The sequence below is a fragment of the Natrinema salaciae genome (genome assembly GCF_900110865.1).
Lineage (GTDB): Archaea > Halobacteriota > Halobacteria > Halobacteriales > Natrialbaceae > Natrinema > Natrinema salaciae.
This window is the reverse complement of record NZ_FOFD01000003.1, coordinates 488,638-501,619: the sequence shown is the minus strand read 5'-3', so window position 1 is coordinate 501,619 and position 12,982 is coordinate 488,638. Positions and strand designations below refer to the sequence as shown.

The 12,982-nt window shown below is 65.0% G+C and carries 14 protein-coding genes; 7 read left to right on the top strand and 7 right to left on the bottom strand.

Annotated elements, in window-relative coordinates; genetic code table 11:
• Positions 1-69 precede the first annotated feature (69 nt).
• Together BMX07_RS11805 and BMX07_RS24430 are read left to right on the top strand one after the other, a co-directional pair.
• On the top strand, positions 70-585 hold the full coding sequence (locus tag BMX07_RS11805) for a metallophosphoesterase (protein ID WP_090618013.1): 516 nt from the start codon (positions 70-72) through the stop codon (positions 583-585).
• Positions 586-1,372: 787 nt separating this feature from the next.
• Entirely contained in the window at positions 1,373-1,519 is a 147-nt protein-coding gene (locus tag BMX07_RS24430; RefSeq protein WP_175480129.1) for a DUF7859 family protein, read from the top strand.
• Positions 1,520-1,537: 18 nt separating this feature from the next.
• On the opposite strand, the gene BMX07_RS11800 is transcribed toward BMX07_RS24430, so the two are convergent.
• Positions 1,538-2,554 carry a threonine aldolase family protein gene (locus BMX07_RS11800; RefSeq protein WP_090618012.1) on the bottom strand — a complete coding sequence of 339 codons (1,017 nt, stop codon included), beginning with the start codon at positions 2,552-2,554 and terminating at the stop codon, positions 1,538-1,540.
• A 118-nt stretch (positions 2,555-2,672) separates the two neighbouring features.
• On the opposite strand from BMX07_RS11800, the gene BMX07_RS11795 reads away from it, so the two are divergent.
• From BMX07_RS11795 to BMX07_RS11785, 4 genes are all read left to right on the top strand, one after another.
• A complete protein-coding gene (locus BMX07_RS11795; RefSeq protein ID WP_090618010.1) occupies positions 2,673-3,752 on the top strand; it encodes a hypothetical protein in 1,080 nt (359 codons plus the stop codon).
• 85 nt (positions 3,753-3,837) lie between these two features.
• Complete coding sequence (locus BMX07_RS11790) at positions 3,838-4,932, top strand: aminopeptidase (protein ID WP_090618009.1); 1,095 nt, start codon at positions 3,838-3,840, stop codon at positions 4,930-4,932.
• Between the two features lie 244 nt (positions 4,933-5,176).
• Positions 5,177-5,362 carry a hypothetical protein gene (locus tag BMX07_RS23775; protein WP_139210869.1) on the top strand — a complete coding sequence of 62 codons (186 nt, stop codon included), beginning with the start codon at positions 5,177-5,179 and terminating at the stop codon, positions 5,360-5,362.
• A 209-nt stretch (positions 5,363-5,571) separates the two neighbouring features.
• The gene (locus BMX07_RS11785) at positions 5,572-5,991 is read left to right on the top strand and encodes a universal stress protein (RefSeq protein WP_090618007.1); all 420 of its coding nucleotides are present in this window, start codon (positions 5,572-5,574) and stop codon (positions 5,989-5,991) included.
• 281 nt (positions 5,992-6,272) lie between these two features.
• Here BMX07_RS11785 and BMX07_RS11780 read toward each other — a convergent pair whose 3' ends face one another.
• The 4 genes from BMX07_RS11780 to BMX07_RS11765 form a co-directional block, all read right to left on the bottom strand.
• Complete coding sequence (locus tag BMX07_RS11780) at positions 6,273-7,565, bottom strand: alpha/beta fold hydrolase (protein WP_090618005.1); 1,293 nt, start codon at positions 7,563-7,565, stop codon at positions 6,273-6,275.
• A gap of 344 nt (positions 7,566-7,909) precedes the next feature.
• Positions 7,910-8,563, bottom strand: a complete 654-nt coding sequence (locus BMX07_RS11775) for an alpha/beta hydrolase (protein ID WP_090618003.1) — start codon at positions 8,561-8,563, stop codon at positions 7,910-7,912.
• On the bottom strand, positions 8,560-9,183 hold the full coding sequence (locus tag BMX07_RS11770; RefSeq protein WP_090618001.1) for a VOC family protein: 624 nt from the start codon (positions 9,181-9,183) through the stop codon (positions 8,560-8,562). The genes BMX07_RS11775 and BMX07_RS11770 overlap by 4 nt, the downstream gene beginning before the upstream one ends.
• A gap of 51 nt (positions 9,184-9,234) precedes the next feature.
• Positions 9,235-9,843: an NAD(P)/FAD-dependent oxidoreductase gene (locus BMX07_RS11765; protein WP_090617999.1), complete on the bottom strand. Its 609-nt coding sequence runs from the start codon at positions 9,841-9,843 to the stop codon at positions 9,235-9,237.
• Between the two features lie 316 nt (positions 9,844-10,159).
• Here BMX07_RS11765 and BMX07_RS11760 point away from each other — a divergent pair, with 316 nt between their 5' ends.
• Positions 10,160-11,275 (top strand): glutamate--cysteine ligase family protein, encoded by a 1,116-nt coding sequence (locus BMX07_RS11760; RefSeq protein WP_090617996.1) that lies wholly within the window; start codon positions 10,160-10,162, stop codon positions 11,273-11,275.
• On the opposite strand, the gene BMX07_RS11755 is transcribed toward BMX07_RS11760, so the two are convergent.
• The gene (locus BMX07_RS11755) at positions 11,272-11,571 is read right to left on the bottom strand and encodes a hypothetical protein (protein ID WP_090617994.1); all 300 of its coding nucleotides are present in this window, start codon (positions 11,569-11,571) and stop codon (positions 11,272-11,274) included. The two genes, BMX07_RS11760 and BMX07_RS11755, sit on opposite strands and share 4 nt — an antisense overlap.
• 55 nt (positions 11,572-11,626) lie before the next feature.
• On the bottom strand, positions 11,627-12,796 hold the full coding sequence (locus BMX07_RS11750) for a C45 family autoproteolytic acyltransferase/hydrolase (RefSeq protein ID WP_090617992.1): 1,170 nt from the start codon (positions 12,794-12,796) through the stop codon (positions 11,627-11,629).
• Between the last annotated feature and the right edge of the window lie 186 nt (positions 12,797-12,982).

Below are 12,982 nucleotides of genomic sequence, written 5' to 3'. Positions count from 1 at the left end.
CCCGCCGCACCGAGCGTCGGCGGCGGCCGCATCCGAAAGGAACCTGTCACCGGCGGACGAACGGCAACCATGATCGCGATCTTCTCGGACACGCACAGCAGCGGCGGCCACGAACTCGAGGGAGACGCCCTGACCGCGGCCCGCGAGGCCGACGCCGTCGTCCACGCCGGCGATTTCACGAGCGAGACGGCGCTCGAGGCGTTCCAGGATGAGTGCGACCGCCTGTTTGCGGTCCACGGGAACGCCGACAGCGCCGCGGTACGCGACCGGCTGCCGACGGCCCGCGTCGTCGAGGAGAACGGAATTCGGATCGCCGTTACGCACCGGCGGGACGGCGGCGAGACGGGACTCGCGATGTTCGGTCGCTCTCGCGGGGCCGACGTCGTCGTCTTCGGCCACAGCCACCGGCCGACCGTCGTCGAGACCGAGGACGTCGTGTTGCTCAATCCCGGGAGCCACGCCGATCCCCGCGGGAACCGACCGGGATTCGCCACCGTCGAGGCGCGTCGGAACGGCGAACTCGAGGTGGAGATTCGGGAGCCGAACGGGACGGTGCTCGAGACGGTCGCGATTTCGACGGCGTAATGCGGAGCGCGTCGGCTCGGAACGGTCGCGCGGCGTCCGTACGGCACACCGGGAGCGGGATAGCGAACGGTGTCGCGGAACGACGACAGCGTCAGCGGGGACAATCAGGCGGGAACCGGTGTCGGTGGGGGGCGACCCGCGTCGCCGCGGGTCGGGAGAGGGGGATGGGCCACGCCGGTCCGAACGGACCGGGAATGGGATGATCGGGGACAGTTGGCCTCGATCCAGCTGACGGCCCGTGGAACGGATCGGGAGGGGAGATGGGCCGCGATCGAGGCACACGTCAGGCTACACGCCGGTCGACGTTATAGTCAGCGCAAGCTGAAACTCGCGCTTTAGCTATAATTGAGGGCGCTAAGCCCCCTTCCTCAGCGAGCGAAGCGAGCAGAGAGGGGATACAGCGCCCACACGTCTTGTTTCCGTGTGAATCGGCATCCTTACTCTTACTACCCGGCAGTCGAAGAGGGTAGTAAGATGCTCACCACGCTTCCGGCGTTGTTCAAACGCGACAAAAAGCGTGCATCGTCGGTTGTGGCCGAGTGTCGATTCGGGAGGAGTGGGACACTCCGAACCGCCGATAAAGGGAAATCGCCTGCGGAGTCTGGAACCGATGTGGGACTTGTTCCTGCAAGCTCCGACACAGAAACAGGAAGCTCCGTCCTCGACAAGCGAGGGCCGGGTAGGCCCGAGCGCGGTAGGGCGGAGTAGTTCACTTACCGACGATCGGTTCGTACGCGGCCGATCGAGGTCGAAACGATTAACCACGCTGACACAGTAGCGGCCGGATATGTTGGACCTCATCACCGGTCTCCTCCCCGATGATCCCGTCATCATCGCGGTCGTCCTGATCCTGCTCGGGCTGGTCTTTTTCGCGTATCTCCTCCTCCGACGGACCGTCCTCGAGTTCCGCGACGGAATGCGCGGCAACCGGTAGCCCGCGGCACCCCCGCTCTCAGGCGAACGCCTCTTCGAGCCGCTCGAGCGCCCGGTCGACGTCCTCGCGACCGATATCGCGGTGCGTGCAGAAGCGGATCGTCGTCGGTCCGAACGGCGTCGCCAGCACGTCCCGGTCGCGGAGCAACTCGAGGACGGCCGCCGGCTCGAGCCCCGTTCCCGACACGTCCGCGAGGACGATGTTCGTCTCCGGCACCTGAACGTCGAAACCCTCGACGGCCGCGATGCCCTCGGCCAGTAGGCACGCGTTCTCGTGATCCGTTTCGAGGCCGTCGACGTTCTCGAGGGCCTCGAGGGCGGGGCCCGCGACGATCCCGGCCTGTCGCATCCCGCCGCCGAACAGCTTGCGCGTGCGACGCGCGCGTTCGATGAAATCGTCGCCGCCCGCGAGCATCGACCCGACGGGCGCACCGAGTCCCTTCGAGAGACAGAACATGACCGAGTCGACCGGGTCCGTGATCTCGGTGACGGGCACGTCGAGCGCCGTCGCGGCGTTGAACACGCGCGCGCCGTCGAGGTGGACCGGCACGTCGCGCTCGCGGGCCGCCGCAGCGGCGGCGGCGACGGTTTCGGGGGCGATTGCGAGACCGCCCCGGGCGTTGTGCGTGTTCTCGAGACAGAGCAGGCCGGTCCCAGGTCTGTGGAGATCCGCCGGGACGTATTCGTCGGCGACCTGTTCGGGCGTCGGGACCCCGCGGTCCGTCTCGAGCATGCGAACCTGCAGGTCGGCGTGCTGGGCGAGCCCGCCGAGTTCGTACTTGACGACGTGGCTCTTCCGATCGGCCAGTACCTCCTGCCCGCGATCGGTGTGGACTCGAGCCGCGATCTGGTTTCCCATCGTCCCCGAGGGAACGTAGAGGGCCGCTTCTTTGCCGACCGCCTCGGCCGCACGCGCCTCGAGTTCGTTCACGGTCGGGTCCTCGCCGTAGACGTCGTCGCCGACCGTGGCGGTGGCGGCGGCCTCGCGCATCGCCTCGTCGGGCGTCGTGACGGTGTCGCTCCGGAGATCGATCATGGACGCCACTACCGGGAGGGCCGTAAAGTATGTCGCCCTCTCGGTGCGACTCGAGTCGAGCGCTCGAGGGGCAGCCCCGACGGAAACATTCACTGGCCCGTCATGTGTACGGCGACGTATGGTCTCCGCTCCCACCGCCGGACCGCCTCCCGGCGACGACTCGCCGGAGACTGGCGACGGCTCGAACCCGTTCACACGCCACGTCTCCCGCGTTATCGACCGATTCGGCGATCTCGGGGGGTTCGCCGTCGTCCCGCTGCTCCTCACGATGCTCGAGTTCGAGAAGGTTCGACGAGCGAGCGACCCCGCCGGTCGCGGGTTCTCGATCACCCTCGAGTTGCTGTTCCCGAGCCCGCTGGTAACCCTGTGGCGGTTCGCCAACCCGCCGGATCCGCCGGCAGCGACGACACACCCGCCGCGCGATGAGTCGTACGGCAGCCCCTCGTTCGGCGGCGCTCCCGGCGAACCGGGCCCGTCCGGCGGACCAACGACCCCCGCCGGGCCGACCGGGTCCGGCGGGACCGACGTGACGATCGAAACGCCGGTCGAAACCGTCGCGGTTCCGCTCGAGGCGCTCGGTACCGAGGCGATGGTCTGGATCGGCCTCGCGCTCGTCGCATACGGAGTGATCTCGGCGATCCTGATGGCGGCGTACGTCGGCGGAATCGATCGACGACTCCGGCACGAACCGATCGCCATCGGTTCGTGTGTCGTGACCTACGCGCCGCGATTCGTCCTCTACAATCTCGTCGTGTTCGGCGCGTTTCTGCTGGTCGTCCCGGTTTTCGTTCTCGCCCCACCGCTTGTCTTGCTCGCGATTCCGGCGATCGTCGTCGTCGGGTACGTCTTCTATCCCGTCCCGTTCCTGTTCGTCGTCGACGATACCCCGTTCCGCGAGGCGTTTCGCCGATCCGTACGGCTCACGACCGCGGGCGGGCCAGTGCTCGGCTTCGCGTTCTGGCATCTCGTCGCTGGGGCCGTCTCCTCGCTCGTCCTGTCCCTGTTGGTGAGCGCCGGCGGCGCGGGCTTCCTGCTCGCGCTGCTCGGTTCGGCACCGCTCGCGCTGGTCCTGACAGCCGCGACCGTCTCGTTCTTCCAGGAGTTCCTCGAGAGCGACGACCTCGAGACGACGAACCGCTCCCGAAACGACGGCCACGGGACGGACGGAACGGACGAGTACGGATTTGGGACCGACTGAGCGACCGGCGAGAAACCGGTCGACCCCCGGCCCCGCACGTTCCAAATCACGAACCGTTTTTTCCTCCCCCCGCCAAGACCGGGGTATGGACCCGCGAATCCGCGAACACGCTGAGATTATCGCCACCCACTCGGTCGACCTGGAGGAGGGAGACAACGTCGTCGTCGACGCCCACCCGGTCGCCGAGGACCTGGTCGTCGCCCTCCACGAAGTGATCGGCGATCGGGGTGCGAACCCGATCACGACGAGCCAGCGAACCGGGAAACGCCAGCAGCGCGCGTATCTACGGTCGTCCGACGACGAGTTCGACACCCCCGAACACGAACTCGCACTCATTCGGAATACCGACGTCTACATCGCCATTCGCAGCAGCGACAACGTCACCCAGACCAGCGACGTCGATCCGGAAACCAGTGCCGCCTACCAGCAGGCCCAGCGCCCGATTCTCGAGGAGCGACTGTCCAAGCGCTGGTGTCTCACCCAGTACCCCGCGCCGGCCAACGCCCAGCTCGCCGAGATGAGCACGGAGGGGTACGAGAACTTCGTCTGGGACGCGGTCAACAAGGACTGGGCGGAACAGCGCGACCATCAGGAACACATGGTCGAGATCATGGACCCCGCCGAGGAGGTCCGCATCGTCAGTGGCGACACGACCGACGTGACGATGTCCGTCGCCGGCAACCCGACGATCAACGACCACGGCGAGCACAACCTCCCCGGCGGCGAGGTCTTCACCGCACCGCAGCCCGACAGCGTCGAGGGCGAGGTGCTGTTCGACATGCCGCTGTACCATCAGGGCCGGGAGATCACGGACGTCCACCTCGTGTTCGAGGGCGGCGAGGTCGTCTCCCACTCGGCGGCGAAGAACGAGGGCGTGCTGACCGAGGTGCTCGAGACGGACGCGGGCGCGCGCCGACTCGGCGAACTCGGCATCGGGATGAACCGCGATATCGACCAGTTCACCTACAACATGCTCTTCGACGAGAAAATGGGCGATACGGTCCACATGGCCGTCGGCCGGGCCTACGACGACACCGTCGGCGAGGGCAACGAAGCCAACGACTCCGCGGTCCACGTCGACATGATCGTCGACATGAGCGAGGACTCGTTCATCGAGGTGGACGGTGAAGTAGTACAGCGGAACGGGACGTTCCGATTCGAGGACGGTTTCGAAGAATAGCAGCCGCGAGAGAACGAATTCGGGGCGCTTCGCGCTACGAAAGGACAAGCGGCCGTCGGTCGCGAGTCGGGGTGCGAGCGACTTTTTCATCGAAGTTTTTGCGCGAGTCGTCGTGAAGCGACCCGAGCGAAAGACGTTCGACACGATTCGTTACCGATGTGGGCGCGTTACTGCAGCCACTGGTACAGACTCAATTAAAATCAGTACTATCGTATTATGTGACACCAGCGCGAGTCGTCCACGTATGCCATCTTGTCCGGATTGTGGCGTCGAGATGGGCGAAACGAAACACAAAACGACCTACCGCGGCGACGGAATCCGAATCGGTTCGGGCGGCGGTCTCCTCGGAGCGCTCGACCTGAAAGGATCGTTCCTGACCTGCTACATCTGTCCCGACTGCGGCCTCGCCAGGTTCTACGCTGATACGTGACTCCGCTCGCTGTCGTCGAGGAGCGGTAGCTCGCCTCTCGGTCGACGAGGACACGAAGGAGGAGCGCCGCCGGTCGACCCGAGAAGTAGCAACCGCGACGATCGACGGGTATCCGCTCTCGCGGGCGGTCGCGCCAGTCCGAGAACGAGCACTCTTCTTTCGATCGGCTCGTCGCTCGGGTTTATATTCCTGAAGGATGTACAACACGTATGGCGATCCTCGTCGCGTACGACGGCTCCGAGCCCGCACGGAAAGCGGTCGAACACGCGTTCACCACGTATTCCGACGAGGAGATCGTACTGTTGCGCGTCATCGACGCGGCGGACGGCTCCACGGAGGCCGGTATCGAGATCGTCCGGGAGATGTTTCGGGAGCGCGAGAAGAAGGTCTCCAAGAAACTCCCGGGGGAGATCGCGGACCTGATCGGCGACTCGGACAGGGAGTTCCGAACCGAGACCGCCGTCGGGGATCCCGCCCGCGAGATCGTCTCGTTCGCCGACGAGAACGACGAGATCGATCACGTCGTAATCGGGAGCCACGGGCGGGAAGGGCTCTCCCGGATCCTGCTCGGGAGCGTCGCCGAAAAGATCGTCCGCCGCTCCCCGGTCCCCGTGACCGTCATCCGCTGACGCGCCTCTTTAGCAGTACCCGTGAATCGACAATTGCACCTGCGATACTAATTATTGTCAATCGTTTCAACACACATCAGTAGCCCCGTGCTAACCGTTTTGAGTTTATTATATCAATAATAAGACTACTGCTTGAGTATTACTCGGCTGTTCATGAAGTACACTACGGACTACTAGGGCAGTATAGTATAATCGGCCACACCAGCCAGGGAGTTCTTCGAGACGAAACCCTCCGAATCGGTTCACGCAGTGCCCTCGTGGACTAACCCGTCATGTGATGGTCACTGGGTGCTGACTCCCTGAATCCACTTATTTAAATCATCGATAACGGTCTCAGCGACGTTGCCACCGAAGTATAGGCTGTGCGGGGTTGCTGGCGGCGTGATCGACTGGAAATAATGGTCCACGTTCGTATAACATTCGACGTGGCTTCCCTCAGGGAGATCAGCATCCAGCCAGGTCTCGTAGCGGGTCCGGAAGAAGGCGGCGAGTTCGGGCTGCGTCTCCTCGTCGGCACTAAACGTCGTCAGGGCGAGTGTAGGTACGTGGAGGTCGCTGGCGGTAGACACAGGGTCGTACTCCCGTAGGCTCCGATGCCAGGCACCCGGACGACCCATAATCTTCTCGTCGTCAAACTCGCCCTCAGCGATTCGCCGGAGCGTCTCGCGGTCCCTCTCTACTCGAGCCGCCTGCTCCTCGTTGAGGTCGCCGTCAATCTCGAACTCGTATCGGATAATGTCGGCGTGCTCTGGGGGAAGGTTCGGCTCAGGAGAACCGTCGAGGTTCACAACGCCCGCAAGACCACCGTGACGGTCGGCGATGCGTGGGGCGCACATTCCGCCCTGACTGTGACCGGCGACGAACAGCGAATCCTGGTGAACGTCATCGAAAGCAGCGAGTCGGTCAACTGCCGCGACTGCGTCGTCGGTTACTACTGTATCCAAGGTGAGCGCATCGTCGGGGATCTCGTGGTTGGCGAGGCGTTTTTCGTAGCGGAGTGAGGCAACTCCCTCGCTGGCGAGTCCCAACGAGATGTCCTTCAGGATTTTCGAATTGCCCACCGTGCCATCCGGATCATGTACGCCGGCTCCGTGGACAAGCACAACGCCCGGGACTGGAGTCCTTCCTTCGGGAACTGTGAGCAGTCCGTTGAGGGCCACATCCCCAGTGTCGACGGTCACTTCGTGCTCGGTCAATGCGTCTTCGTCGGCATAGGCTGGTGATTCGTATGTAGGCGTAAACGTAAAATCGGAGATGCTCTTACCAGTAAGGTTCAGGGTCGCGGTTTCAGTTCCGTTCTCGAAAGCGAACGTGACAGTGGCCTGGTTGCCGTCGTGAACAGTTAGCTCGTCCACCGCCTCCGGCTCACCGTACTGCCCGTGGAGTCCCCACCAACACTGTTCGAGAACCTCCTCGGAGTCCATTCCTTCTTCCGCGAGTGAATCGGGGAAAGAATCCATGATGGCCGAATGGCCGTCATCGGTCAGCATGCTGGCCGCGTCGGTAAACCTTCTATCGATGAACCGTCTTGCGAACTTCCGTGCTTCCATCTTACCCCCGCCCAGACCACCCATACCTGAGTTGAAAACGGTGCCATAAAAATAAATAGTTTATTTATTGTTGGAGGTAATTAATGGTGTATGTCACGAGATGGTCTATTTGCTGTATCTTCAATCTAATTTGAGAGAGATGGTGAGAATATGAGGCCTACCGAATGGCAGCCGGTCATCTCGGACGATGTCCTTGGCACAATTGGGGCGCAGTTCAAATTGGACAGCAATACAGGATTATTACACGATCTGATGCAGATTTGCGTAGAATCAGTCGAAACCGCAGAACTCCGCACGGACCTAGTTTATCTCACTGACCCTCATGCAATTGTGCAGCCCAATTCGGAGGTTCTGCTAGTACGGTGTGTTCAGTCGACCAGATCAGCGACCATCTCCGAGACGAACGCCATCTCGTCCTCGTTGATGCCGTGCCCCATCCCCTGGTAGAGTCGTTTCGTCACGTCGGCGCTCATCGACTCGAAGACGTCGGCCGTGTCGTGGACGCGCTGCTCGGGAATGTGCGGATCGACGTCGCTACAGCCGAGGAAGACCGTCGTTCCCTCGAGGTCGCCGGGGTACTCGTCGTCGAGTTCCTCGCCGATGAGTCCGCCGCTGAGGGCGGCGAGGCCGCCGTATCGTCGCGGATTACGGGCGAGGAACTCGCTCGCGAGACAGGCACCCTGCGAGAAGCCGATCAGCGCGACGCGCTCGGTCGGAATCCCGGCGTCGTTGGCCTCGCCGATCGCGTCGCGGATCGCTTGCAGGCCCGAACTCCGACCCGGCTCGTTGCGATCGACGGGTGCGAGAAACGAGTTTGGGTACCAGGTCTGACGGGCCGCCTGCGGGGCGAGGACGGCGACGCCCCGGTGATGGAGCTCGTCGGCCATCTGGACCATTCCGCGAGCGGTCGCGCCGCGGCCGTGAGTGAGGACGAGCGCCGCCTCGGCGTCCGCGAGGTCCGTCCCGCCCGTGACGAGGGGCTGATTCTGGTGCGGTCCGTTGGCACCGGCATCGGCGCTCATTCGACACCACCGACGCCGGCGCTGGCGTCGGGGAGATCGTGTTCGACGAGTTCGAGGCCCAGCGCCTCGATGGCACCGCGGAGGTGCTCGTCTTTGGCGTACTCGGCACCGTCTTCCTCGCGGAGTTCCTGCGCCTTGGCGAGCACTTCGCCGCGGCGGTCGTCGGGCACCTCGTACTTGTCCGTCGATAATTCGATGACGAGGCCGTTGTTGTCCGTCGTGTAGATCGAGTGGAAGATGCCCCGGTCGAAGACGTTGTACTGGTGACCTGCGTCCTCGAGGGCGTCCATCGTGTCCTCGTATTCGTCGGGATCGACGCTGAAACAGAGGTGGTGGACAGCGCCGACGCCGCCGCGCTGCCCGCGACGGTTCGACGGCCGGTCGTCGCTGACGAAGAAAGTGAGGATGCGACCGTCGCCCGTATCGAAGAAGAGGTGGGTCTGCGAGGGGTCGTCGAGGTTCGGCTGGCGAAGCACCAGCGGCATGCCGAGCACGTCCTGATAGAACGCGATCGTGTCCGCCTCGTTGCTCCCCCAGATGGTGATGTGGTCGGTACCCGTCGTGTGGACGGGGCTGTCGGGCAGTTCCGGCGTGATCGGATTGGTGGATTCGTTAGACATGGTGACTTGGATCGATGGTGGCTCCGACCGGTCGTGGAGTCGTCGCGGCGATTACTCCGCGACGTGTTCCCCGAAGACGCGCTCGGCGTCCGCGGGAACGTCGAAGTCGTGGTAGTGTTCGCCACGTACGGTCGAGAGGATGTTGAGTGCTGCGGCGGCCCCGTCGCCGACGGCGATCGCGGCCTGCCATTCCTCGGCGCGGACCATCGCACCGGTCGCGTACGCGCCCTCGACGCTGGTCTCCATCTCCACGCCGACGTCGACGGTCCCCTCGTCGGTGCGGTCACAGCCGAGGTCTTCGGCGAGTTCGCGGTTCGCGCCCGTCGCGAGGACGACGAAGTCGGCTTCGTACTCGTCCGCCTCGGTCTCGACCACGAACCCATCGCCGGCTTCGCTCACGGCGGTCACGGCCTCTCCCTGTCGACGGTCGGCGCCGAAGTCGTCGACCTGCTGGCGGGCCGTCGCCATGAACTCGCTGCCGCCGACCGAGCCGATCCCGAGGTAGTTGAACAGGTGTGCCTTGTGCATCCACGTCTCGTCGGTATCGAAGACAGTCGTCTCGAGGCCGTTCTTCGCGGTAAAGAGGGCAGCACTCAGTCCGGCGGGGCCGCCGCCGACAACGATCACTGTCGCGTCGTCCGCAGTCGTCTCGTCGCTCATGCAGTCACAAAGTGTTACCGCAGGGGTATCAAACCAGCAGCAACCCCGGAGCCACCACGTAACATCAGTGTTAGTGGGTCTGGACGTCCCGGCATTCACGCTGCTAACGGACGACACAACCTGCGCACGCAGGCTCAATTCATTGGCGTAGCTCGTTCCTACCTTCGCATCCAACAGGAGACCGACTACTGAACGGACGGCGGCGGGGTCCGAACTGCGGACGTCGACGTCGATCACCGCCGCCGACCGCCAGTCGTGGCCCGGTGACGGCGTGCTCGAGGGCCACACCATCGTCACCACGCCAACGGAGACATCCATGAAAACCAGCCTCGAGGTGGAGTACTGGGTCGTCGACGACGACGGCGATCTAGTCCCGCCCGACACACTGCTCGACGTCTCGGAACAGGTCGATCCCGAGTTCGTCGAGCCGATGCTCGAGATCAAGACAACCCCGTGCGAGTCGATGGCCGAACTCCGCGAGGAGCTGCCCCGTCGGATCGGTCGCGTCGCCGATGCGGCGCGCGAGCGGAACAAGCGGCTCGTTCCGCTCGCGACGCCGCTGTACGCAGCGCCCGCCGACGTTCCGTACCGCGAGAAGGTGGGGACCGACCTGCAGCGACGGATCGTCGGGCCGACGTTCGACGACGCCCGGTTCTGTGCCGGGACGCACGTTCACTTCGAGCAGTCGAACGTCGCCGACCAGCTCAACGCCCTGACCGCGATCGACCCCGCCTTCGCGCTGGTCACCAGCGCCGCCCACCACCGCGGCGAACGCATCCTCGAGTGCGCCCGGCCGTTCCTCTACCGTTGCTCGTGTTACGAGACCTGTCCCGAACAGGGCCATCTGTGGCCCTACGTCGACAGCGTCGCCGAGTGGGAGCAGCGGCTCGAGACCGCCCACGGCGTGTTCCGCGAGCGCGCACTCGAGCGCGGCGTCGATCCGGACGCGTTCGACGACGAGTTCGCCCCCTACGACGCGGTCTGGAACCCGGTCCGTCTGCGAAAAGCGATGCCGACCGTGGAGTGGCGCTCGCCCGACGCGGCCCTGCCGAGTCAGGTACTCCGGCTCGCGGAGGCGGTGCGATCGATCGTCTCCCGCGCGGACGCCCGCGGCACGGTCGTCGACGGATCGGCGATCCCGACGGCGTCGGACGCGATTATCGACTCGAACGCAGTCACTGACGGCCCGCTCCGACTCCCCAAGTTCGACACCGTCGAGTCGATCACCGACGCGGCCATCCACGACGGGCTCGGGGACTCGAGCGTCCGGCGATACCTCCGCGGACTCGGATTCGAACCGTCGGCGTACGACCCGCTCGCGGATCGGCACCCCGACTCGAGAATCACCGAACGGCGGGCGAAGAAACTGCGGCTTCGGGCCGCCGATCGGCTCGAGGCCGACCTCGAGCGACGTCGCGTTCGGACGCCCTAGATCGGGCCGAGAACGAGTATCGTCGGTACAGCGAACAGGCCGCCGAGCAGCAATCCGACGGCCCCCGGAAGCGACACGTCCCAGCCCGCGGTAACGTATCGGATCGGTGGAAACGCGTCGAAGACCGCCTCGTCGGGGATCACCGGCGACCGGAGCAGCGAGAGCACCGGCTGAAAGGCCCCCAGACAGACGATACCGACCGCCACGAGTACGCCGGCCGACGCCGACGTCGAGGGCGACGCGCGCTCGAAAAACGCCGCGGGATCGACGACGAGTCGTCGCAGGTGACTGTCCATACCCTCGTGTCGTCGCGCCGATTATTCAGCGTCTCCGGCTCGCGCACGCGTTCGGTCACCGAAGCCGCTCGAGCCACCGCGCTCCCGTCCGGAGAGCCATCGGGAGCTCGTCGCCGAAGGCACACTGCGTCGGCTCGGTCTCGCAGGGGTTGCCCACGACGACCTCCACGGTCGGCGATCCCCCGTCGAACACCGCCGCGCTCGCGGTCGTCAGCTGCCCGACGGCGTAGTCGTCCGTGTCCGGCTCCGGATGCCGGCAGATCGACTCGTCGCCCGGCCCGTGTTCGTGATCCCTCGCGATCCGCCAGAGCGTGCCCCGATCGAGCTCGGTCTCCGCCTCGAGCAGCGTCGTCGCTCGCTCCCGTCGGCGTCGCGAACTCTCCGTCTCGTCCGAACGCGACAGCACGAAGTGGTTCGTTCGGGTGACGGCGTCCGCGTCGTCGACGACGAGCCGCTCCGCGAGCGGATTCACCTCGAGCAACGCGGCGTCGGTCCCGTCGGCCAGAAAGAGCGTCTGCGCCATCAGCCGTCGCGCCGGGAGCGACTCGAGCAGGGAACGAGCCGCCGCGACGGTGGCACATTCCTCGAGGAGCCGCCTGACGACGGTGCCGTTCCGGAGCTGGTCCTCGGGCTCGAGATCGTCCCGGTTCGCGTCGATGTACGTGTTCGCCGCGACGAGCCCCCGATCGTTGACGCCCTTGTAGAGCATGACCGTGCCGCAGGTATCGACCGTGAGAAAGCCGTGGAAGTCGCCGATCGCCGGCTGTTCGACGACGGATTTGGGACGGACACCCCGTCCCGCGATGTCACGGTTCTTGAGTACGAGCGGGGCGTCCCCGGCGGCCCGCGGCGGCGACACGAGCACGTTCGTACACCCTCTCGAGGGATCGGCGGCCGGCTCGTCGGCCAGTTCGTCACAGAGGTCGCTGTACGCGAAGGCGTAGACGTCGTAAACGGCCGTATCGACGTCCAAGGTTCCGGCCATCGCCTCGTACGCCCGCACGTGCCGATCGGGCATGCTCTCTCGACTGCGGCGTGCGTACTCGAGCAACGGTTCGAGGTCGACGCTCGCGTCGGCGATCATCGACGCGAGTTCGTCGACGGCCCACTCGACGGCCTCGCGTTCGGTTTCCGCGCGCCGGCGCGCTTGCTCCGCGTAGCTGTCCGGTTCGGACGTCGCGTTCGGTCCGGTGAAAGCGGTCCGCTCGAGGTCCGGCTCGTCCATACGATCGGCAGGAGCCGACGCGGGTTGTATCGTCGGCCTGAATGTGGAACCCCGTGTCTGGAAGAACCGGCGGCGCGATCGCTCGCGGGCTATCGCAGCGGCTGGAAAGTCGGTGTCGAAAGGGTGTACATGTCGGCAGCAGGGATGATGATCGTCGTGCGGCGATGATCAGTGCGTCCCCCGTAT